General features: G+C 72.9%; 18 protein-coding genes. 10 read left to right on the forward strand and 8 right to left on the reverse strand.

The genetic code is table 11. The annotated features are described in order from the left end of the window. Window positions 1–37 precede the first annotated feature (37 nt). Together JQX11_RS21505 and nudC are read left to right on the forward strand one after the other, a co-directional pair. The gene (locus JQX11_RS21505; RefSeq protein WP_204926775.1) at window positions 38–1,363 is read left to right on the forward strand and encodes a M16 family metallopeptidase; all 1,326 of its coding nucleotides are present in this window, start codon (window positions 38–40) and stop codon (window positions 1,361–1,363) included. Then, entirely contained in the window at window positions 1,360–2,307 is a 948-nt protein-coding gene (gene nudC, locus JQX11_RS21510; RefSeq protein WP_204926776.1) for an NAD(+) diphosphatase, read from the forward strand. The genes JQX11_RS21505 and nudC overlap by 4 nt, the downstream gene beginning before the upstream one ends. A 116-nt stretch (window positions 2,308–2,423) precedes the next feature. Here nudC and JQX11_RS21515 read toward each other — a convergent pair whose 3' ends face one another. The 3 genes from JQX11_RS21515 to JQX11_RS21525 form a co-directional block, all read right to left on the reverse strand. Continuing rightward, a complete protein-coding gene (locus JQX11_RS21515; protein WP_204926777.1) occupies window positions 2,424–2,687 on the reverse strand; it encodes a hypothetical protein in 264 nt (87 codons plus the stop codon). A gap of 235 nt (window positions 2,688–2,922) precedes the next feature. After that, a complete protein-coding gene (locus tag JQX11_RS21520) occupies window positions 2,923–3,141 on the reverse strand; it encodes a DUF397 domain-containing protein (protein ID WP_204926778.1) in 219 nt (72 codons plus the stop codon). Window positions 3,142–3,214: 73 nt separating this feature from the next. Beyond that, window positions 3,215–4,189, reverse strand: a complete 975-nt coding sequence (locus JQX11_RS21525; protein ID WP_204926945.1) for a helix-turn-helix domain-containing protein — start codon at window positions 4,187–4,189, stop codon at window positions 3,215–3,217. A gap of 233 nt (window positions 4,190–4,422) precedes the next feature. Between JQX11_RS21525 and JQX11_RS21530 the strand changes: the two genes are divergently transcribed. Beyond that, on the forward strand, window positions 4,423–5,709 hold the full coding sequence (locus tag JQX11_RS21530; protein ID WP_204926946.1) for an MFS transporter: 1,287 nt from the start codon (window positions 4,423–4,425) through the stop codon (window positions 5,707–5,709). 66 nt (window positions 5,710–5,775) lie between these two features. Here JQX11_RS21530 and JQX11_RS21535 read toward each other — a convergent pair whose 3' ends face one another. Continuing rightward, entirely contained in the window at window positions 5,776–6,018 is a 243-nt protein-coding gene (locus tag JQX11_RS21535) for a mycoredoxin (protein ID WP_204926779.1), read from the reverse strand. An 88-nt stretch (window positions 6,019–6,106) separates the two neighbouring features. Between JQX11_RS21535 and JQX11_RS21540 the strand changes: the two genes are divergently transcribed. The 3 genes from JQX11_RS21540 (at window position 6,107) to JQX11_RS21550 (ending at window position 9,166) form a co-directional block, all read left to right on the forward strand. Continuing rightward, window positions 6,107–8,287 (forward strand): ATP-dependent DNA helicase UvrD2, encoded by a 2,181-nt coding sequence (locus JQX11_RS21540; protein ID WP_204926780.1) that lies wholly within the window; start codon window positions 6,107–6,109, stop codon window positions 8,285–8,287. Window positions 8,288–8,411: 124 nt separating this feature from the next. Next, window positions 8,412–8,669 (forward strand): hypothetical protein, encoded by a 258-nt coding sequence (locus JQX11_RS21545; RefSeq protein WP_088644283.1) that lies wholly within the window; start codon window positions 8,412–8,414, stop codon window positions 8,667–8,669. A 131-nt stretch (window positions 8,670–8,800) separates the two neighbouring features. Beyond that, the gene (locus JQX11_RS21550) at window positions 8,801–9,166 is read left to right on the forward strand and encodes a WhiB family transcriptional regulator (protein ID WP_204926781.1); all 366 of its coding nucleotides are present in this window, start codon (window positions 8,801–8,803) and stop codon (window positions 9,164–9,166) included. A 312-nt stretch (window positions 9,167–9,478) separates the two neighbouring features. On the opposite strand, the gene JQX11_RS21555 is transcribed toward JQX11_RS21550, so the two are convergent. The 3 genes from JQX11_RS21555 to JQX11_RS21565 all read right to left on the reverse strand — a co-directional run bounded on the left by JQX11_RS21555 (window position 9,479) and on the right by JQX11_RS21565 (window position 12,531). Further along, complete coding sequence (locus JQX11_RS21555; protein WP_204926782.1) at window positions 9,479–10,810, reverse strand: ABC1 kinase family protein; 1,332 nt, start codon at window positions 10,808–10,810, stop codon at window positions 9,479–9,481. A gap of 203 nt (window positions 10,811–11,013) precedes the next feature. Next, window positions 11,014–12,081, reverse strand: coding sequence for a ThiF family adenylyltransferase (locus JQX11_RS21560; protein WP_204926783.1), 1,068 nt, complete (start codon window positions 12,079–12,081; stop codon window positions 11,014–11,016). A gap of 282 nt (window positions 12,082–12,363) precedes the next feature. Next, the gene (locus tag JQX11_RS21565) at window positions 12,364–12,531 is read right to left on the reverse strand and encodes a DUF5679 domain-containing protein (RefSeq protein ID WP_007464795.1); all 168 of its coding nucleotides are present in this window, start codon (window positions 12,529–12,531) and stop codon (window positions 12,364–12,366) included. Between the two features lie 511 nt (window positions 12,532–13,042). On the opposite strand from JQX11_RS21565, the gene JQX11_RS21570 reads away from it, so the two are divergent. Continuing rightward, window positions 13,043–13,573, forward strand: coding sequence for a M48 metallopeptidase family protein (locus JQX11_RS21570; protein ID WP_088644234.1), 531 nt, complete (start codon window positions 13,043–13,045; stop codon window positions 13,571–13,573). A 137-nt stretch (window positions 13,574–13,710) separates the two neighbouring features. Then, on the forward strand, window positions 13,711–14,310 hold the full coding sequence (locus tag JQX11_RS21575; RefSeq protein WP_204926784.1) for a hypothetical protein: 600 nt from the start codon (window positions 13,711–13,713) through the stop codon (window positions 14,308–14,310). Window positions 14,311–14,488: 178 nt separating this feature from the next. Here the strand turns inward: JQX11_RS21575 and JQX11_RS21580 are convergent, their stop codons facing one another. Next, window positions 14,489–15,718 (reverse strand): zinc-dependent metalloprotease, encoded by a 1,230-nt coding sequence (locus JQX11_RS21580; RefSeq protein WP_204926947.1) that lies wholly within the window; start codon window positions 15,716–15,718, stop codon window positions 14,489–14,491. 182 nt (window positions 15,719–15,900) lie between these two features. Between JQX11_RS21580 and JQX11_RS21585 the strand changes: the two genes are divergently transcribed. Further along, window positions 15,901–16,914 (forward strand): YlbL family protein, encoded by a 1,014-nt coding sequence (locus JQX11_RS21585; protein ID WP_204926785.1) that lies wholly within the window; start codon window positions 15,901–15,903, stop codon window positions 16,912–16,914. A 129-nt stretch (window positions 16,915–17,043) separates the two neighbouring features. Further along, window positions 17,044–20,040: a UPF0182 family membrane protein gene (locus tag JQX11_RS21590; protein ID WP_204926786.1), complete on the forward strand. Its 2,997-nt coding sequence runs from the start codon at window positions 17,044–17,046 to the stop codon at window positions 20,038–20,040. Window positions 20,041–20,081 lie beyond the last annotated feature (41 nt).

The raw sequence follows: 20,081 nt of genomic DNA on the forward strand, positions 1-20,081 counted from the left end.
GTTTGCGAGCCCCGCAGTCGCGAATGAAGGGAACACCGTGACCACCGCCAACCGGGCACTTCCGCCGCTGGGGCCGAACCGGCGGCTGAAGCTGCCCCGGCAGGCCGAGCGGCGGCTCCCCAACGGGCTCACCGTGATCGCGGTACGTCGGCCCGCCGTACCCCTGGTCGAGCTGCGGCTGTGGATGCCGTTCGGCCGGACCCACCTGGCCCGGGGCGCGATGCTCGCCGAGACGGTGCTGGCCGGCACCGGCACCCGTACCGCCACCGAGATCGCCGCCGAGTTGCAGAAGGTCGGCGGTGGGCTCTCGGCCGGGGCGGACCCGGACCGGTTGATGCTCTCCGGCGCGGGCCTGGTCACCGGGCTGGACCGGATGCTGGAGATCCTGGCCGACGTGCTGACCGACGCCAGCTACCCGGCCGACTGGGTGCAGACCGAGCGGGACCGGCTGGTGGACCGGATCCAGGTGGCGCTGAGCCAGCCCGCCCACCTGGCCCGGACGGCGCTGCTGCGGCGGATGTACGGCCGGCACCCGTACGCGGTGCAGACCCCGGAGCCGGAGCAGGTCCGCGCGGTCCGGCCGGCGGCGTTGCGCCGGCTGCACGCCGAGCGGGTGCACCCGGCCGAGGGGGTGCTGGTGCTGGTCGGCGACGTGCAGCCGGAACGCGCGCTGGATGCTGCGGAGAAGGCGCTGGGCGGTTGGACGGGGGACAGCCGGGGCGCCACGTTGCCGCCCGCGCCGCCGCTGGAACCCGGTCCGCTGCTGCTGGTGGACCGGCCCGGTTCGGTGCAGTCGTCGCTGCGGATCGCGTTGCCGGCGGTGCCCCGGACCCATCCGGACCATGCCGCGCTGCAACTGGCGAACCTGATCTTCGGCGGGTACTTCTCGTCCCGCTGGACGGAGAACATCAGGGAGGACAAGGGCTACACCTACGGCCCGCACTCCTCGGTCGAGCATTCGGTGGCCGGGTCGGTGCTGGTCGCCGGGGCCGAGGTGGCCACCGAGGTGACCGGGCCGGCCCTGCTGGAGACCACGTACGAGTTGGGCCGGCTGGCCTCGTTGCCGCCCGGGACCGACGAGTTGGAACAGGCCCGCCAGTACGCCCTGGGCACGCTCCAGCTCGGCATCTCCACCCAGGCCGGGCTGGCCGCCCTGACCAGCGCGTACGCGGGCAGCGGGCTGCGGCTGGACTTCCTCGCCGAGCACGCCGCCCGGCTGGCGAAGGTCACCGTCGACGACGTCGCCGAGGTGGGTGCCCGTTACCTCGCTCCGGCGGGGGCGGTGGTGGTGGTGCTCGGTGACGCCGAACGGATCGCCGGTCCGCTGGCCGCCCTCACCCCGGTCCGGACGGAGTCGGCGTGAGCGGGGAGACCGCGCCGCCACTGGCCCGGTCCACCCTGGACCGGGCGGCGCACCGGCGTACCGACCCGCAGTGGCTGGCGCAGGCGTGGCAGCGGGCCCGGGTGCTGGTGCTGGACTCGACCCGGGACGGGCGGGCGCTGGTGCGTGCCGACGCGAACCCGCCGGTGCTGGTGCTGCGGGACGCCGCCGAGGTCGGCGCGCCGGGGGAGGCGTACCCGCTCTTTCTCGGGGTGGAGCCGGACGGGGTGCCGGTCTTCGCGGTGGACGCCCCGCTGCCCGAGCTGCCGGGCACCCGGGAGGCCAACCTGCGGGAGATCGGCCACCTGCTCGACGACCGGGACGCGGGGATCTTCACCACCGCGCTCGCCCTGGTCAACTGGCACCTGGGGCACGGCTGGTCACCCCGGTCGGGGCACCGGACCGAGGTCGCCGAGGGCGGCTGGACCCGGGTGGGCACGGACGGTGACCGGATGTGGCCGCGTACCGACCCGGCGATGATCGTCCTGGTGCACGACGGCGTGGACGGCCCGGACGGGCGTTGCCTGCTCGGCAACAACGCCGCCTGGCCACGGACCCCGGGGCAGCGGCGGTTCTCCTGCCTCGCCGGGTACGTCGAGCCGGGGGAGTCCGCCGAGGCGGCCGTGCTGCGCGAGGTCCGCGAGGAGGTCGGCGTCGGGGTCGAGCGGATCACGTACGCGGGCAGTCAGGCCTGGCCGTTCCCCGGCTCGCTGATGCTGGGCTACCTGGCCGAGGCGGACCCGGGGGAGCCGGTGCGGGTCGACCCGACGGAGATCGCGTACGCCCGCTGGTTCACCCGGCGGGACATCGGCGCGGTGTTGGCCGGTCGGGCGGTGGACGCCGGGGACGGCGACCGGGTGATCCTGCCGCCGCCGTCGTCGATCGCGTTGTTCCTGATCCACCGCTGGCTCGACGGCCACTGCTGACCGGTCCCGGCCCCGGGCCGTCGTTGCCGCGACGGGCCCCGGGCCGGGAACGCGGGCCGTCGTGGCCGGGCGGGGAGTCGACCCGGCGGGCCGGACCGGCCACGACGGACGGCGGGTCAGCCGGGCGGGTTCCGGTGCCGTCGGCCGGGTTCGCCGAGCGGCAGCACCTTGACCCGCTGCCGACCGGCGCGGACGGCGCCTACGGTGGACAGGGCCCGGGCCAGTAGCAGGGCGGCGTCCCGGTCCTCGGCGTGCACGGTCTGGCGGCGCAGTTCGGGGGTGGTGGTTTCGTTGCGTAGGCAACCTCCGCCGGCCCAGGTGGCGGCGAGGTCGATGTCGGCGGCGGTGCGGATGTCGGTGCGGACGATCAGGTAACGCATGGTGGTCTCCGGACGGACCGCGGATGGCCGGCTACGGTGTGGAACTTCCACGTCACTGGATCGTCATGTTACGCCCGCCGCTGCTCCCGGCAAGGGAATCGCCGGCCTTCGACCGGGTCCTGTCCGATCATCCGATGCCTGCTCAGGCAGGTCGCCGGGCGGAGTCGACGGGTGTGGCGGCGCGACGACGCGGGGCCGTCGGCAGGCTGCCGACGGCCCCGCTGCGGTGACCGGATCAGTCGAGGGTGAACTGGCCGTCCCTGGTGCCCCGGAGGAAGCCGAGCCAGCCGGCGCGCGGGAACAGCAGCACCGGGCCGTCCGGGTCCTTGCTGTCCCGCAGTGCCACCTCGGTCGTCGCGGTGCGCAGCCGGGCGACCTCCACGCAGTTGGAGGTCTGGCTTCGGCTGCTCTTGTGCCAGCGCAGGTCGGCGGGCACGGTCTGGATCTCGTTCATGGTTCTGCTCCTGGTTCCTGGAACTGCTTCGACGAAACGAGCGGCGGTCGCCCGGCCCCGACGGGTCGGTGTGTCACCGCTCCGTCAGGCGCCCAGGTTGTCGGCGGCGTTGGGCCGGCGCTGCTGTCGGACCCGGGGCCGTCGAGGACGAGGCTGCCGTGTCGGTCAGCCGTCCCGTCGCCGCGAAGAGCCAGGTAAGGGTGTCCGATGCGGAGAGCGCCGCCGAGCATAACCACTCAAACGTCACTTTATAGCGATTTACCGTAGATGCCTCGGTCGACATGACGTCGATGAAGCCTCCTTCGATCGCCAGCGTCTCCGGGTCCTGCGAATCGGTGAACCGGTAGAGCGAGAAGGCCGTCGGCGGCAGGTAGAACTCGCCGATCCGGGTGTCGCGCAGCAGCAGGTGCAGCGTCACGTTCGGCAGTATGGCCAGCTCGCAGAGGTGGGCGAGCTGGTCGCGCAGCACGTCCGGCGGGCAGGCCCGGCGGCCCAGCGCCGCCTCCTCCAACACCGCCGTGTAGCGGGGACCGTCCGGGCGGTCCAGCAGGGACTGCCGGCCCAACCGTGCTTTGACCTCGGTCTCCGGGTCGTCCCCGGTGGACGGGTCGGTCGACGCGGCGGCGGCGTTGGCCGAGACGATCCGCAGCCGGGCGTACCCCTCGGTCTGCAACAGCCCCGGCACCAGGACCGGGTTGTACTCGCGGATCTGGGCGCAGCCCGCCTCCAGCTCCGCCCAGCCCAGCTGTTGCTGGGTCATCACCGGGTACGACCTGCGCCAGGCGCGCATGTCGCCGGCCTCCTCGGTGATGACCAGCAGCTCCTCCCGCAGGGCGGGGGCGGCCCGGTAGAGGTCGAGCAGGACGGCCACGTCCTCCGGGTCGGGCCGGCTGCGGCCGTTCTCCAGCCGGGACAGCTTCGACGCCGACGCCCAGCCGATGCGCTCGATCACCTGGTCGCCGGTGAGTCCCGCCGCCTCGCGCAGGCGACGCAGGTCAGTGCCGAGCCTGCGGCGACGCAGGATCGGGCTCGGTACGGCAGGAGGCACGGTGTCCTCGATTCCGTAGACCGCCACGAGACGCGACGGTAACTGTATGAAACTCGACCCCCACGGTCAGTATGGACGGCGCGACCGGCGTCGGAGGTCCCGGCGAGGGCGTGTCTTGCGACAGAAAGACGACTGTGGAACGTGTCAGCCGGGCCCGGGACGACGCCGTCCCCGCCGGCGGCAGTTCCCCCGTACGCGTCCAGCCGGACGCCACCCCCCGCCGGAGGGAATCCATGCGCACCGTCCTGCGCCGCCCCGACTTCCGTCTGCTCTTCGTCGCGCTGCTGGCCAGCATGGCGGCCGAGTCGATGCTGCTGCTCGCCCTGGCCATCTGGGTCAAGGACCTGACCGGTTCCGACGGGCTGGCCGGCGCGACCATCTTCGCGATCATCGCGCCGATGATGCTGGCCCCGCTGATCGGCTGGGTGGTCGACCGTTACCGCCGCCGGCCGTTCTTCGTGGTCGCGAACCTGGGCACGGCCCTGCTGCTCAGCCCGCTGTTCGCGGTCCGCGACCGGGCCGACGTGTGGATCATCTACGTGGTGGCCGCCTGCTACGGGTTGTCCTACCTGACCCTGCACGCGACCCTGAGCGGCCTGCTGCGCCAGCTCGTGCCGAGCGAGCTGCTGGCCGACGCGAACGGGGCGTTGCAGACCGTGCGGCAGGGCCTGCGCCTCGGTGGCCCGCTGGCCGGCGCGGCCCTCTACGCCACGGTCGGCGGCTGGCTGCTGACCAGCCTGGCGATGACCGGGTTCGTGGTCGCCGCCGCCGTGGTGGGACTGCTCCGGGTGACCGAGCACCCGCCGGCCGCCGCGGCCCTGCGCTGGCCGGCCGAGCTGGGGGCGGGGCTGCGCCACCTGACCCACGAGGCCGCCCTGCGCCGGGCCCTGCTCGGCTACGGCCTGGGCTCGCTCGTGATGGGCTTCACCGAATCACTGATCTTCGCGTACGTCGACCAGGGGCTGCGCCGAGACGCCGCCTTCGTCGGGGTGCTGATCGCCGTGCAGGGGATCGGCGGCCTGGTGGGCGGCCTGCTCTCGTCGACGGTGGTGCGCCGGGTCGGCGAACTGGGCGCGCTCGCCGTCGGGGTGACCCTGTTCGGCCCGGCCGCGCTGATCCTGGCCTGGCCGGACCTCCGGCTCGGCGTGCTGGCCCTGCTGCTCGCCGGGCTGTCCCTGCCGTTGACCATGGTGGGGCTGACCACGCTGGTCCAACGGCGTACCCCGCCGGGGCTGCTCGGTCGGGTCACCGCCGCCTCCGAGGCGCTGGTCAGCGGGCCGCAGGCCGTCTCCATCGGGGCGGGGGCGCTGCTCGTCGGCGTGTTCGACTACCGGCTGCTCTTCGTGCTCGTCGGGGTGGTCACCACAGCCGCCGGCCTGTGGCTCTGGCGGGGACGTCGGCTCACCCCGCCGGTCCCGCCGAAGCCGCCGGTCCCGCCCACGACACCGCCCGTGGCCCGCATCCCGGCCCCCCGCCGTCCGCTGCCCGACCCGACCGCCGACCGGCTGCCCGGGCGCTGACCCCCGCGACACGACGCAGCGGCCGGCCCCGGTGGGGGTCGGCCGCTGCGTGAAGCGGGGGCGGGCTCAGCCCGCGATCGTGGCCAGGTGCTGCTTGACCTGGTTGATCGAGGGGTTGGTCAGGGCGCTGCCGTCGGCGAAGCGCAGCGTCGGCACGGTCTGGTTGCCACCGTTGACGCCCATCACGAACTCCGCGGCCTTCGGGTCCTGCTCGATGTCGACCACCTCGTACCCGATGCCTTCCCGGTCCAGCTGCGACTTCAGCCGGTGGCAGTAGCCGCACCACGGGGTGGAATACATGGTCAACATCGTCGGATCCTCCAGAGGTCGTCGCGCCCGCCGGGTCAGGCCGGGCTGACCGGTACAACATCAGCCGGAGCTGGAATGATTCCTCGCTGTGGTGGTTCACTCGGCGGCGGAGGCGGTGCTCGCCGGGCTGGATCCGGAGCAGCGGTCGGCGGTGACCGCCCCGGCCGGCCCGGTCTGCGTGCTGGCCGGCGCCGGCACCGGCAAGACCCGCGCGGTGACCTCCCGGATCGCCCACCGGGTGCTGACCGGCGAGATCGTCGGCCGGCACGTGCTGGCGGTCACCTTCACCGCGCGGGCCGCCGCCGAGATGCGGCACCGGCTGGCCCTGATCGGGGTGCCGGGCGTGCAGGCCCGGACGTTCCACGCGGCGGCGCTGCGCCAGGTGCGCTACTTCGCGCCCCGGCTGCTGTCCGGGCGGGCCATGCCGGAGCTGCTGGACAGCAAGGTCCGGGTGGTGACCCTGGCCGCCGCCAAGGTCGGCATGCGGGCCGACCGGGCCGCCGCCCGGGACCTGGCCGGCGAGATCGAGTGGGCCAAGTCGTCGCTCGTCGAGCCGGGGGAGTACGTGGTCGCCGCGAGCAGGGCGCTGCGCGAGACGCCGTACGAGCCGGCGAGGGTGGCCGAGGTGTTCACCGCGTACGAGCGGCTGAAACGCTCCTCCGGGGTGATCGACTTCGAGGACATGCTGCGCGCCGCGGTGTGGGGCATCGAGGAGCACCCGGACGTCGCCGAGCAGGTACGCGGCCAGTACCGGCACTTCGTCGTCGACGAGTACCAGGACGTCAACCCGCTCCAGCAGCGGCTGCTCGACGCCTGGCTGGGCGGCCGGGACGACGTGACAGTGGTCGGTGACGCCAGCCAGACGATCTACTCGTTCACCGGGGCCACCTCGGCGTACCTGATCGACTTCCCGCGCCGGCACCGGGCGGCCACGGTGGTCCGGCTGGTCCGCGACTACCGGTCCACCCCGCAGGTGGTCGGGCTGGCCAACGCGGTGATCGGGCAGGCCCGGGGCACCGAGGCGCGGCTGCGGCTGGAGCTGCACGGCCAGCGCCCGCCCGGCCCCGAACCGGAGCTGCGGATCTTCACCGACGAGCCGGCCGAGGCGAGCGCGGTGGCGGCCCGCTGCCGGACGCTGGTCGACGGGGGCACCCCGGCGAAGGAGATCGCCGTGCTGTTCCGCACCAACGCCCAGTCCGAGGCGTACGAGAAGGCGTTGACCGAGGTCGGCGTCCCGTACGTGGTGCAGGGGGCGGAGCGGTTCTTCGAGCGCGCCGAGGTCCGCCAGGCGATGGTGGCGCTGCGGGCCGCCACCCGCTCGATCCCGGGCGAGACGCCGCTGCCGATCGCCGTCCGGGAGGCGCTGACCGCCGTCGGCTGGACGCCCGACACCGCCCCGCCAGGTGGCGCCGCCCGGGAACGCTGGGAGGCGCTCGCCGCCCTGGTCCAGCTCGCCGAGGAGTACGCGGCCACCCCCGAGGTGCTGCCGATCGGCGAGGCCGCGACGGTGGAGCGTCCGGTTAGCCTGGCCGACTTCAACGACGAGCTGGCCCGGCGGGCCGCCCAGCAGCACGTGCCGACGGTGGACGGGGTCACCCTGGCCTCCCTGCACTCGGCCAAGGGGCTGGAGTGGGACGCGGTCTTCCTGGTCGGGCTCTCCGAGGGCACCCTGCCCACCTCGTACGCCCGCACCCCGGAGCAGGTCGAGGAGGAGCGGCGGCTGCTCTACGTCGGGATCACCCGGGCCCGGCAGTGGCTATGGCTGTCGTACGCGTCGGCCCGCTCCCCGGGGGGCCGGGCCCGCCGCCCGTCGCGCTTCCTGCCCCAGCTGGACCGCAGCGGTGGCGGCGAACGGGCCGGTACGGGCCGGGCGGGCGGTGCGGGCGCGACGAAGCGGGCGGTCGAGCGGCGGCGGGCCCCGGTGGTCTCCTGCCGGATCTGTGGCGCGACCCTGGTCGCCGGCGCCGACCGCAAGCTGGGCCGCTGCCCCACCTGCCCGTCCGACATCGACGAGCAGCTCTACGAGCGGCTGTGCGACTGGCGGGCCCGGGTGGCCGGGGCGCAGCGGGTCCCGGCCTACGTGGTCTTCACCGACGCCACCCTGGTCGCGCTGGCCGAACGGCGGCCGGGCCGGGTCGAGGAGCTGATCGCGATCGCCGGCATCGGCCCGCGCAAACTCGGCCTGTACGGCGAGGCGGTGCTGGCGCTGGTGGCCGGTGCGACGGTCGACGAGATCGGCCCGGAGAAAACTCTCGAAATCTCGTCGTAAATTCGTTTGCCCTCGCCCCGTGGCGAGGAATAGCCTCAGGACGCACCTCGGGAGCAGCGCCATTACGGCTGCTCACGGGGGCTGAGTCCGAATCGGCACGAGGAACGTGAGGGAGGTGGCACCCGTGGAGATCATCACTTATGAGCGTCCGGCGGCGATGCCAGCTGCCTGCGCTCCGCTGTCGGCTGCGTGGGTGGCCCTTGCCGCTCCGCGACCGTCGATCCCGCAGGTGCACCAGGTCTCGGTTCAGGCCGAGCTGAACCTGACTGTTGCACCCACTGCGGGAGTCGAGGGGACCAGTGGCTTCACGGGTCTGGGCATCGATGTCGCCAAGAAGCGCATGGATGTCCGCGGCGTTCCACCTCGAGGTAGACCGGTCTGACACTCAGACCACCGGCTCACCTCGAGGCCGCGGAACCCGCTCACCGGGATCCGCGGCCTCAGTTTTTTGCCCGTCGAAGTACGTCGGAAATGCGATCCACGAGATCGAAGTGAGAGAGAGGTGACCGGGAGATGAGTCTGGCGTTGGCCCCCCTCGACGTGAGCGTCGAGCTGGAGGCGAACCTGCCCTGTCGGAAGTTCGACCCCGACCTGTGGTTCTCCGACTCGCCCACCGACCTGGAGCTGGCCAAGTCGCTCTGCGGGGACTGCCCGCTGCGCGTCGAGTGCCTGGCCGGGGCGGTCGAGCGGGCCGAGCCGTGGGGCGTCTGGGGCGGCGAGATCTTCGAGCGTGGCGCGGTCGTCCCGCGTAAGCGGCCCCGGGGCCGTCCGCGCAAGGAGGACCTCGCCCGCGACGCCGCCCTCCGGGTCGAGGCCGAGGCGCGACTGGCGGCCAGTGGTCTGGCCACCTCGCGCAGCGCGGTCCGACTGGCAGCCTGACCTACCCGATCCGTTCCACCCACCGCCGACACCCGTCGGCCCAGAGAAAGTTGACCCCGATGCTGCACCTGCCGAACGGAACCGAGATGCAACTACTCCACGAAGCGTTGTCCCGGGCTCGAATGCGCCGGCCTCAGGCCGGTCGTACCACCACGAGCACTGAGGCGCACCGTTCCGCCCGTACCGTCGCGATGAACAGCCGGAGCCAGTCGGCTCGCGACCTGGGCGTTCTCTGAAACCACCACTGATACGCGGGGGCGGTGACCGGTTCACGGTCACCGCCCCCGCGTCGTGCCGGTCGGCCGTCGCCGGTCAGGCGACCGGGGCGAAGCCGGGCAGCCAGCGTTCCAGGATGCCCCGGTAGGGTGCCTTCGCCTCCAACTGGCAGAGCACCCCGATCGAGCCCAGCGTCACCCGGTGGATCAGCAGGTACGACGGCGGCAGGTTGAGCTGCCGGCTGAACTGGAAGGCGGGCGACTTCGGGCTGGCCAGCCGGGTCGCCTCGGCGCGCAGCCAGGCCCGGGTGAACCGGAACTCCTCCTGCGCCACCGGGTCCAGCATCGGGCGGATGTAGTCCAGCAGCGCCTGGGCGTCGATCGGCTCGGTCGGATTGACGAAGCCCTCCTCGCGCAGTCCGGCGACGACCGCGTCGGCGTCGCCGCGCAACGACAGCCCGAGCAGCCGGCCGATCGGCTCCGGGGTGCCCTCGGGCATCCGGGCCACCGCGCCGAAGTCGATCACACCGAGCCGGCCGTCCGGCAGCAACCGGAAGTTGCCCGGGTGCGGGTCGGCGTGCAACAGCCCGGCCCGGGGCGGGGCGGACAGGTGCAGGGTCGCCATCAACCGGCCGGCCGTGTCGCGCTGCGCCTCGGTGCCCTCCCGGATGATGTCCGCCAGCGGTGTTCCCTCGATCCACTCGGTGACCAGCACCCGGGGTGACGACGAGAGCACCGCCGGGATGAAGATCTCCGGGTCGTCGGCGTACGCGGCGGCGAAGGCGCGCTGCGACTCGGCCTCCAGCTCGTAGTCCAACTCCTCGGTGATCCGTTCCCGCAGCTCGGCCAGGAGCGGCTTGACGTCCAGGCCGGGCTGGATGGCGCGGAACATCCCGCCCAGCCGGGAGAGCTGCTTGAGGTCGGCGAGCAGCGCGTCCCCCGCGCCCGGATACTGGATCTTGACGGCGGCGGACCGGGACACCCCGGTCTCCGGGTCCCGCCACACCGCCCGGTGCACCTGGCCGATGCTCGCCGCCGCGGCCGGGGCGTCGTCGAACTCGACGAACCGGTCCCGCCAGTCCGGCCCGAGCTGCTCCGCGAGCACCTTGTGCACGCTCGCCACCGGCAGCGGCGGGGCGGCCTCCTGGAGCTTGGTCAACGCCTGCCGGTAGGGCGCGGCGATCTCGTCCGGCAACGCCGCCTCGAACACCGACAGCGCCTGGCCGAACTTCATCGCCCCGCCCTTGAGCTGCCCGAGGACGCTGAACAACTGCTCGGCGGTGCGTTGCTGGATCTCGGCGGAGATGACGTCGGAGGCGATGCCGGTGACCCGCTTGCCCATCCCGAGGACGGTCCGACCGGCGAAGCCGAGCGGCAGAGCGGCGAGCTTGGCGGTCCGGGACACGGCGCGGCGCGGGATGTCGGTCACCTGGCCATTGTTACCGACTTCATGGCCCCGCTGCTGCGCTGAAGCCGGGCTGGGTGGCCCCGTCCCCCGTTCCGTGTCCCCGCGACGCCCGTCCGTCATCCCCGCACCGCCCGTTTGCTGCCCGTCCGCTGCCCTGGACGGGCCGGCCCGCCGGGTTCGTCCCGGACCGGCTGTGGCTGCCGCTGGTCGGGCGGTGGCCCGCGTCAGCGACCCGAGCAGGAGCAGTCGGGGTGCGGGGCCCAGGCCCGACGGCGTAACCGGCCGCCCGGCCCGACCTCCACCGTGCAGCCCACCGTCTCCGGGGTGCCGCCGTCGAGCTGCGCCAGCACCTCGGCGACCGCGTAACCGGCGGCGGTGAGCAGGGTGGCGGTGCCGCAGGAGTGGTCGGCCGGACCGGTGGCGAGCTGGGCGGCCAGCCCGGGCCAGCCCGGGTCACGGTCGGTGCGGTGCAGCTCCAGGCAGTGCAGGCAGGGGCCCACCGGAGGCCGGACCAGGGGGCCGACCACCGGCATCCCCTCCCGCAGGGTGAGCAGCAGGTGGGGCTGGCGACGCCTGGTGAACCCGGTGGCGAGCAGGTTCGCCGGACGGTCCGTACCGAGCTGCACCACCAACTCGACCCGGTGGCGGCCGGCCGGGCGGGTGCGGGTGCCCGGGGCGGCGCGGTCGATGGCCGCCCGGACCGCGTCGGCCAGCGGCCGCCCGACGTCGGCGGCGGCCAGCCCGGTGCCCACCAGGTCACCCGGCTGCACCGGACCGGTCAGCGCGACCGCCACCTGCCCGACGCCGGCCTGCGCCAGCGCCATGGCGACCGGCGCACCGAGCCGGCCCGACCCGGTCACCACCACCCGGGCGACACGACGGCGACGCAGCACCTGGGCCGGGGTGCCGGGCAGGGTGGGTGCGGCCAGGGCGAGCGCCCCGGCCTCCGCGGCCAGCCGGGTCCGGTCGGGGCCGGTCAGGTCACGGGGGAGCAGGGTGTGCGCCGGTACGACCAGCCCGGCGGCGTGCAGGGTGTCGATCAACCCCCGGGCCTGGCCCGGATCGACCCGGGCACTCGCCGCGTCCGCCAGCACATCGCGTTCACTGCGGGTGCCGTCGAGCAGGTCGAGCAGCCGGGTGACCCGCGAGTCGGCCACCTCCAGCAGGACGGCCCGGCCGGGCATCAGCCCCAGTTGCAGGGTGTGCCGGTCCCGCCAGAGCCGGGTCAGGCCCGGCAGCAGGGCGGGACGCAGCAGCGCGGTACGGGAGGGCACGGGGTGGGGCGGGCTCATGACGACGAATCGTGACCGAGTCCCTGCGGTGCGTCGATCGTTGTCCACAGGTGTGCAGCGCCAGATCCAGCGCTGTCCACAGGATTCGGCGAGTTATCCACAGGTCACCGGGAGTCATGTCGGGCAGCCGACAGATCTGCCCCCGGGTGGTGGACGACGGAACGCCGCCACGGGCGGGCCGATGGGATGCTGCGGGCCTGCTCGGCCGGAGTCGCGGGTCGGGCCGGAGTCGCGGGAGGGGCGGCCCATCGGGCCGCCCCTCCCGCGTCGTACCCGGACTGGTCAGACCTTGGCCTTGCCCAGGATGCGGTTCACTGTTGTGCCGCACACCGGACACTTGCCCTTGGCCATGTTCATCCCGGTCTTCGAAACCTCGACGTGCCCCTCGAAGTCCCGCTTCTCCTTGCACTTCACGCAGTAACCGTTGTAGGTCTGGGCCTGGTCGGCCACGGTAGCCTCCTCGTCTCGTCCGCCGGGCACGTCGGTCCGGCGGTGCTCCCGGCGGCGGGCCGTGGGGGCGCCGGCGCCGGGTCCTTCTCCGCGGCCACCCACGTGACCGCCGGTTGGCGGACCCTACCCAGGTCTGGGCGGTTCCATGTCAGCGGTGCATCGACACTGTGAGCAAGTCGACGTCGAGAGTGTGCATCCCGAAATAGGCGGGATAAGTGAGTTTGCCGGGGACACGCCGTGTGAAGCCCTCTGGGAGGTCCCCCGGACGGGGGTGCGGCGGCGCGGTCGAGGCCGATCACCTACGGTGGAGATCGCGCCCGAGGGTGGCCGGCCACGTCGCCACGAAGGGTGACGGGGATTCAGGCTCATGGTCACCACCAGTTTTTTTCGGACTCCTTACTACTAACCACCATTTTCCGGGCGCGTGTCGGGGTGTTGACCCTTGCGGACCCCTGGTCAGTACGCATTAGCTTTCCATCGTGGCAGGAAACCACGGCTGCGCGGCCCACTGATGGCGGCGGCGCGGAAGCCAGTCGTCGAGGTACGGCGCAGTCAGCGCCGGCGACGCACGGTGTCCGCCTACCGGGACGGCGAGCGGGTCGTGGTGCTCATTCCGGACCAGTTCTCCCGGGCCGAGGAGAGCGAGTGGGTCGACCGGATGCTCGCCCGGCTCGCCGCCCGGGAGGGTCGGCTGGCCCGTAACGACACCGAACTGCTCGACCGGGCCCTGCGCCTGATCAACCTGTACCTGGCCGACCAGGGTGGCGACGCCCTGCCGGCCAGCGTCCGCTGGGTCACCAACCAGAACGGCAGGTGGGGTTCCTGCACCCCCGCCGACCGGACCATCCGGATCTCGCACCGGCTCCAGGAGATGCCCGACTGGGTGCTCGACTACGTGCTGCTGCACGAGTTGGCGCACCTCATCGTGCCGAGCCACAACGCCCGCTTCTGGGCCCTGGTCGGCCGGTACGCCAAGACCGAACGGGCCCGGGGCTACCTGGAGGGGGTCGCCGCCGCCTCCGCCGTGCCGATCGCCGGCTGACCGCCACACCCGTCGACCGTCCTGCCCTGGGCTGATCAACTCATCGGGGCGCAGGTAGCGGTGTCCGAGCGGCGTCGAGGGCACTACTTCGGCCCACAGGAGTCGATCACCCGTACCGCGCCCACTAGGGTCGGGGAATGGTCCGACGGGTGGTGGTGGCGTTGCTCGGTCCGGTGGTCTGGTCGCCGCCCGGGGTGGAACCGACGCAGTGGCGTACCGCCCTGGCCGAGGACGTGGTGGACCTGTTCGCCACCCTCGCCGAGGTGGAGTCCGCGCTCGCGGTGACCCCGGCCGACCGCTGGCTGGCCGACGCGGTGCGCTGGCCCGACACCCCCGTGTACGAGGTGGCCGAGCCGACCGTCACCGCCGTGCTGGCCGCCCTGGACGGGTACGACCAGGCCGCCGTGGTGGCTGCCGACGCCCCCGACCTGCCGGGCCTCGTCCTGGGCAAGCTGCTGCGACCGCTGACCAGCCGACCCGTCGCCGTCGCCCCCGTCGAGGGCGGTCCGGGGCTGCTCGGGGTGGCGTCCCGGCTGCCCGTACCCGGGTGGCTGCCGGCGTTGGACCTGGACGTGGCCGGGCCGGCGGACCTGCGGCGCGCGGCCCCCGCCCCGGCCGACGTGGCGGTCACCCCCGGCTGGCACCGGTTGCGCGGCCCGGGCGACCTGGCCGCCCTCAACCCGGCCGTCGAGGGCTGGGAGGCGACCCGCGCCCTGCTCTCCGGTCACCGCACCTGACCGGTCACCGCACCCGGCCCGACCAGCGCGCCTGACCGGCATCCGCACCTCACCGGCATCCGCACCTGACGGATCACCGCACCTGGCCTGACCAGCGCCGCCGGCCGACCAACGGCGACCGGCCGGGCCCGCCCGGGAGTCGGGCGGTCCGGCCGGTGTCGCGGCTGGTCGGGACCGGTCAGGGCCGGTCGGTGTCGCCCTCGGTGTCGTCGGGACGGGGACGGCTGCCCGGCGCCTGCTCCTCGGGACCGCCCGGCGCGGTGAAGTCGAAGGTGGCCAGCTCGTCGTCGAGGTCCGTCGAGGTGGTCGCGAACGCCACCGGGTCGGCGAAGTCGGCGTCCGAGGGGAGCAGGTCGGGGTGGCCCCAGACCGCGTCCCGGCCGGCGATGCCCCGGTGCTCGGTCAGCGCCGCCCAGAGCGCCGACGCCTCCCGCAGTCGGCGCGGGCGCAGCTCCAGACCGACCAGCGCGGCGAAGGTCTGCTCGGCCGGCCCACCGGCTGCCCGGCGGCGACGGAACGCCTCGCCGAGGCGGACCACGTTGGGCAGCCGGTCGGCCGCCGCGCTGTCCACCACGTGGCAGACCCAGCCCTCGACCAGCGCGAGCACCGTCTCCAGCCGGGCCAGCGACGCCTTCTGCGCGGGGGTGTCCTCCGGAGTGAAGATCCCTTCCAGGGCGATCGCCTGCATCGACTCCGGGTCGGTCGGGTCGACCCGGCCCATCGCCTCCTCGATCGCCTCCCGGTTGACCCGGATGCCTGACGCGTAGTTCTCGACCGCGGTCAGCACGTGCCCGCGCAGCCACGGGACGTGCTCGAAGAGCCGCTGGTGGGCCGCCTCGCGCAGGGCGACGTAGAGGCGTACCTCGTCTTCCGGCAGCTCCAGGCCCTCGCCGTACACCCGGATGTTGGCCGGGATCAGCGCGGCGGTGCCGGCCGGGCCGAGCGGCAGGCCGATGTCACCGGCGGAGAGCACCTCGGCGGCGAGCTGCCCGAGGGCCTGCCCGAGCTGACCGCCGAAGAGCGCCCCGCCGAGGGTGGCGACCATCGACTGCATCGGGCCGAGCTGGGCGCGGGCCTCCGGCGGGACCAGGTCGCCCATCGCGCCGACCATCCGGCTGGCCACCGGGTCGCAGAGCTTGCGCCAGACGTCGAGCGTCTTGTAGATCCACTCGTTGCGGTTCCACGCCAGGGAGACGCGGATGCCCGTCGGCCAGGCCGAGGCCGGCTCCAGCCAGAGGTCGGCCAGGCGCAGCGCCTCCTCCACCGCATGCCGTTCGTAGGGGGAGGCCATCGGGTCACCCGTGGCCGCGAGCTGGCTGGCGGCCACCTGGCGGGCCAGGTCCCAGTTGACCGGCCCGCTGCCCGGCGCGGAGAGCAGGTGCTGCAACTGTGACATGAACTGCTGCATCTGCGCGGGATCGTTGGGGTCTGGTGGTTGCCCACCCGGGAGCGCGAAACCGAACGGAATATCAGGCACGACGTCTACGGTACGCGCGCCGCGCCCCTGGTAGCCGCCGTCGGCGTTGCGCTGAGGGCGAAGTCCGCCGCAGCCCGCCGGGCCCGCCGCCGCCGGTCGGTACGCTCTGCCGCATGAGACGTCGTGGCGTGACCGTCCTCCTCGGTGCTCTGCTCACCACCCTGCTGAGCATCGGCGTGCTCGGCGCGCCCATCCCGTACGTGGTGCTCGGCCCCGGGCCGACGGTGAACACCCTCGGCACCAACGACGGCCGGGAGGTCATCCAGGTCAGCGGCCGGGAGACCTCCACCTCCGCCGGTCAGCTCCGGATGACCACGGTCGGCGTGCAGCCGACGGTGAAACTGCGCGCCGCGATCGCCGGCTGGCTGTCGAAGGACGAGGCGGTGGTCCCCCGGGAACTGGTCTACCCGCCGGGCGAGTCGCAGGAGGAGGTCGAGAAGCGCAACGCGGAGGACTTCCAGAACTCGCAGAGCAGCGCCGAGACCGCGGCGCTGGTCAAGCTCGGCTACCCGGTCGAGGTGGTGGCGAAGGAGGTCGCCGCGGACGGGCCGGCGGCCGGTGCGCTCAAGGCCGGCGACGTGGTCACCACCGTCGACGGCGCGAAGGTCACCTCGGCGTCCCGGCTGGTCGAGCTGGTCCGGGGCAAGCCCGCCGGCACCGCGCTGACCATCGGGTACGTCCGCGACGGCGCAGCCGGCACCGCCACCGTCACCAGCCGGGAATCCGACGGCCGCCCGCGTATCGGCGTGGTCCCCGACCAGCGGCAGCCGCACCCGTTCACCCTGAAGATCGACCTGAAGGACATCGGCGGCCCGAGCGCCGGGCTGATGTTCGCCCTCGGCATCATCGACAAGCTCAAGCCGGAGGACCTGACCGGCGGGAAGATCATCGCCGGCACCGGCACCATCGACGACGAGGGTCGGGTCGGTCCGATCGGCGGCATCGCCCAGAAGCTGGTCGGGGCGAAGAAGGCCGGGGCCAAGGTGTTCCTGGTCCCCGCCGACAACTGCGCCGAGGCGGTCCGCAACCCGCAGCCCGGTCTGCCCATGCTCAGGGTCGGCTCGCTCGACGAGGCATTGACCGCGTTGGACACGTTGCGCGCCGGTGGGGAACCGGCCCGCTGCTGAGGGCGGGGCCACGCCGGAACACCGGCGGCGACCCGGGCACGACCTGACCCGACACGTTCAGGAACACCCCGTACTCTGGGTGCCTGTCCGGAGCCGATCACATCGAGCGTGCGGAGCCAAACAGTGGCCATGCGTAGCAGCCCCCTGCCGAGGATGAGTCGGCGCGGACGCGTCACCATCGGGGTCCTGGTCGGGGTGTTCCTCCTGTTCACCCTGCTGGGCTGGGGGGTGCAGGCGTGGACGGACTGGCTGTGGTTCGACGAGGTCCGCTACACCCAGGTGTTCACCGGCGTGCTGCTCACCCGGCTGCTGCTCTTCCTCGCCGTCGGGCTCGGCCTGGCCGCGTTCGTGGGCGGGAACCTGTGGCTGGCGTACCGGCTGCGGCCGAAGCTGCGCCCGCACTCGCTGGAGCAGGCCACCCTGGAGCGGTACCGGATGCTGCTCACCCCGCGCATCGGCACCTGGATCAGCCTGACCGCCGTGGTGCTCGGCCTGTTCGCCGGGCTCTCCGCGCAGGGCCGCTGGTCGCAGTGGCTGCTGTTCCGCAACGGCGGTGACTTCGGCGTCAAGGACCCGGAGTTCGGCATCGACGTCGGCTTCTACGTCTTCCAGCTGCCGTTCTGGCGCTACCTGCTCGGGGTCGGCTTCACCGCCGTGGTGCTGGCCCTGATCGGCGCGCTGGCCGTGCACTACATCTTCGGCGGGGTGCGCCTGCAGGGCGTCGGTGACCGGATGACAGGCGCGGCGCGAGCCCACCTGAGCACGTTGGTCGCGGTCTTCGTCCTGCTCAAGGCCGTGGCGTACGTGCTGGACCGGCGGGCCATGCTGCTGGAGTACAACGAGGGCGCCAAGCTGTACGGCGCCGGCTACGCCGACGTCAACGCGCTGCTGCCGGCCAAGGAGATCCTGGCGTACATCTCGGTGGTGGTGGCCATCGCCATCATCGTGTTCTCCAACGCGGTGATGCGGAACCTGGTCTGGCCGGGCATCTCGCTGGCCCTGCTCGGCGTCTCCGCCGTCGCGATCGGCGGCATCTACCCCTGGGCGGTGCAGACCTTCGAGGTCAAGCCGAGCGCCCGGGACAAGGAGGCCCCGTACATCCAGCGCAGCATCGACGCCACCCGCAACGCGTTCGACATATCCGAGGTGCAGACCGAGGGGTACGCGGCGAGCAACCTGGTGCCCCCGGCCAGCCTGGCCACCGACACCTCGGTGGTGCCGAACGTCCGGCTGCTCGACCCGCAGCTCGTCTCCGAGACGTACACCCAGCTCCAGCAGGTCCGGGGGTTCTACGACTTCGGCCCCAAGCTGGACATCGACCGCTACTCGGTGGAGAACAAGACCTCCGACTACGTGGTCGGGGTCCGGGAGATCAACTACGGCGAGCTGACCGACCAGCAGAACAACTGGATCAACCGGCACACCGTCTACACCCACGGCTACGGCCTGGTCGCGGCCCCGGCCAACCAGGTGGTCTGCGGTGGGCAGCCGTACTTCGTCTCCGGCTTCCTCGGCGAGAAGGCACAGGAGGCGTGCTCCTCGCAGGCCGAGCAGATCCCGGCCAGCCAGCCGCGGATCTACTACGGCGAGCGGATGCAGCCCGACGACTACGCCATCGTCGGCCAGACCAGCCCGGACAAGGACGTCGAGTTCGACCGGCCCACCCCGACCACCGGTGGCGAGCAGTACTACACCTACACCGGTGAGGGCGGCGTCGAGATCGGCTCGTTCACCAGGCGGCTGCTCTACTCGATCAAGGAGCAGGAGACGAACTTCCTGCTCTCCGAGGCGGTCAACGACAACTCCAAGCTGCTGTACGTCCGTAACCCCCGGGACCGGGTGGAGAAGGTCGCGCCGTTCCTCACCCTCGACGGCGACCCGTACCCGGCGGTGGTGGGCGGCAAGGTCCAGTGGATCATCGACGGCTACACCACGGCCGCGACCTACCCGTACGCCGAGCGGATCAACCTCCAGCAGGAGACCACCGACGAGCTGACCAACCGGGGCACGTTCCAGCTCGCCCGGGAGAACGTCAACTACATGCGTAACTCGGTGAAGGCCACCGTCGACGCGTACGACGGCACGGTCCGGCTCTACGAGTTCGACGACGCCGACCCGGTGCTCAAGGCGTGGAACAAGGCGTTCGGCGGGGACCTGGTGCTGCCCAAGAGCGCGATCCCGGCCGACCTGGCCGCCCACTTCCGCTACCCGGCCGACATGTTCAAGGTGCAGCGCAACCTGCTCACCAAGTTCCACGTCACCAACCCCGGCGACTTCTACTCCGGCCAGGACTTCTGGCAGGTGCCCAACGTGCCGGACGCGCCGGACAGCGGGCAGAAGCAGCCGCCGTACTACCTGTTCACCCAGTTCCCCAACCAGGACGCCCCCCGGTTCCAGCTCACCTCGGCGGTCACCCCGAACGGCAGGCAGAACCTCGCCGCGCTGATCTCCGGGTCGTACGTCGACGGGCGGCCGAAGCTGGAGGTGCTGGAGCTACCGGACCAGACCCGGATCTCCGGCCCGGTGCAGGTGCACCAGCAGATGACCAACAACGCGACCATCCGCACCGAGCTGAACCTGCTCTCCTCCAACCAGGCCCAGGTGCAGTACGGCAACCTGCTCTCCCTGCCGTTCGGCAACGGGATGCTCTACGTGGAGCCGGTCTACGTCAAGAGCAACCAGCAGGACGCGTACCCGCTGTTGCAGAAGGTGCTCCTGTCCTACGGCGACGGCGGCTCGTACGTGGTGCTGGCCAACAACGTCACCGACGGCATCAAGCAGCTCGTCGAGCAGGGCAAACGGGCCGGGCAGGGAACCACCCCGCCACCGGGTGGCGAGACGCCGCCGCCCTCGGGCGGCACCCCGCCGTCCCCCTCGCCCACGGCTTCGCCCGGGGCGAGCAGCCCACCGCCCAGCGCCGACCTGGCCGCCGCCACGCAGCGGGTCCAGGCGGCGATCGCCGAGGTCAAGGCCGCGCAGGCGTCCGGCGACTTCGAGCGGTACGGCCGCGCGTTGAAGGCACTGGACGAGGCGATCACCGCCTTCCAGCAGGCCCAGCAGGGCAACCCGGCGGGCACGCCCAGCGGTAACCCGCCCGCCACGCCGACGCCGTCCGGCGGCGGCTGACCGGCCCGCTCCCGCGTCGACGGGGCCCACGATCCGCCACC

Origin of the sequence: Micromonospora humida, from assembly GCF_016901255.1 — a bacterium.
Taxonomy (GTDB): Bacteria; Actinomycetota; Actinomycetes; order Mycobacteriales; family Micromonosporaceae; genus Micromonospora; species Micromonospora wenchangensis.

Excerpts from the sequence above, each read along its gene's own strand:
- JQX11_RS21515 (WP_204926777.1), bottom strand. The coding sequence starts at position 2,687 with ATGCGTTACCTGATCGTCCGCACCGACATCCGCACCGCCGCCGACATC.
- JQX11_RS21520 (WP_204926778.1), bottom strand. The coding sequence starts at position 3,141 with ATGAACGAGATCCAGACCGTGCCCGCCGACCTGCGCTGGCACAAGAGC.
- JQX11_RS21530 (WP_204926946.1), top strand. The coding sequence starts at position 4,423 with ATGCGCACCGTCCTGCGCCGCCCCGACTTCCGTCTGCTCTTCGTCGCG.
- JQX11_RS21535 (WP_204926779.1), bottom strand. The coding sequence starts at position 6,018 with ATGTTGACCATGTATTCCACCCCGTGGTGCGGCTACTGCCACCGGCTG.
- JQX11_RS21550 (WP_204926781.1), top strand. The coding sequence starts at position 8,801 with ATGAGTCTGGCGTTGGCCCCCCTCGACGTGAGCGTCGAGCTGGAGGCG.
- JQX11_RS21560 (WP_204926783.1), bottom strand. The coding sequence starts at position 12,081 with ATGAGCCCGCCCCACCCCGTGCCCTCCCGTACCGCGCTGCTGCGTCCC.
- JQX11_RS21570 (WP_088644234.1), top strand. The coding sequence starts at position 13,043 with ATGGCGGCGGCGCGGAAGCCAGTCGTCGAGGTACGGCGCAGTCAGCGC.
- JQX11_RS21575 (WP_204926784.1), top strand. The coding sequence starts at position 13,711 with ATGGTCCGACGGGTGGTGGTGGCGTTGCTCGGTCCGGTGGTCTGGTCG.
- JQX11_RS21580 (WP_204926947.1), bottom strand. The coding sequence starts at position 15,718 with ATGCAGCAGTTCATGTCACAGTTGCAGCACCTGCTCTCCGCGCCGGGC.
- JQX11_RS21585 (WP_204926785.1), top strand. The coding sequence starts at position 15,901 with ATGAGACGTCGTGGCGTGACCGTCCTCCTCGGTGCTCTGCTCACCACC.
- JQX11_RS21590 (WP_204926786.1), top strand. The coding sequence starts at position 17,044 with ATGCGTAGCAGCCCCCTGCCGAGGATGAGTCGGCGCGGACGCGTCACC.